Origin of the sequence: Arthrobacter sp. TB 26 (assembly GCF_000427315.1) — a bacterium.
In the GTDB taxonomy this organism is placed as follows: Bacteria; Actinomycetota; Actinomycetes; order Actinomycetales; family Micrococcaceae; genus Arthrobacter.
Genome location: NZ_AUPJ01000384.1, coordinates 1 through 983 on the forward strand (window position 1 = coordinate 1; position 983 = coordinate 983).

The window sequence follows — 983 nt, forward strand, 5'->3', positions numbered from 1 at the left end:
GGCTTGGGGGCCCCGGACAGCGTTCCGGCCGGGAAGGTCGCCTTCAGCACGTCGTAGGCTGTGGCGTTGGGCGCCAGTTTGCCGACCACGGTGGAGACCAGGTGCATGATGTGGCTGAAGCGTTCGACTTCCATGAACTGGGTGACGTCGACGGAGCCGGCCACGCAGACCTTAGACAGGTCGTTGCGGGACAGGTCCACCAGCATCAGGTGTTCGGCGCGTTCCTTCTCGTCGGCGAGGAGTTCCTCGGCCAGGGCTTTGTCCGCCTCGACTGTTTTGCCACGCGGCCGGGAGCCGGCGATGGGGTGGGTGATGACTTCCTCGCCGGTCACGGTCACGAGTGCTTCCGGTGAGGAACCGACGATCGAGTATTGCCGGCCGGCGGCGTCCTCGAGGCTGAAGATGTACATGTACGGGCTGGGGTTGGTGTTCCGCAGTACCCGGTAGACGTCGAGCGGGTCCGCGCCGCATTCCATTTCGAAGCGGCGGGAGATGACCACCTGGAAGACTTCGCCGTCGACGATCGCTTCCTTGCTGCGGTCCAGCGCGGCGAGGTAGTCCGTCTCGTCCCAGCGTTCCTGCACGCTGGAGGCGAAGTCGAGGGCGGCGGCGTCGAGCACGGAGACCGGCTGCTGGACGGGGGCGCTGACCTGGGCCAGCAGGGCCTTGACCCGGGCGACGGCGTCGTGCCACGCCTCATCGACCCGTTCGGAGCTGTTGTCGAAGTTGATCGCATTGGCAATCAGCAGCACAGTGCCGTCCATGTTGTCGTGCACGGCCATGTCAGTGACGAGGTTCAGCGCCATTTCCGGCAGCTCGAGATCGTCCTCGGGCGGGCTGGTCAGCTTTTCCCAGTGCCGGACGGTTTCCCAGCCGAGGAATCCGACCAGGCCGGAGGTGAACGGGGGCAGGCCTTCGAACCGGTCGGTGCGGAGGGCCTCGACGGTGTCGCGGATCGCATCCACCGGGCTGCCGCCGAGCGG

1 protein-coding gene (running past one end of the window) is annotated in these 983 nt (G+C 66.5%); it reads right to left on the minus strand.

Annotation, left to right across the window (positions count from 1 at the left end; all coding sequences use genetic code 11):
• The coding region annotated (locus K789_RS0114915) for a chorismate-binding protein (RefSeq protein WP_024367456.1) crosses the window boundary (this coding region is incomplete at its 3' end): on the minus strand, positions 1–983 show 983 of its 1,262 nt. Its footprint extends 279 nt past the window's final position.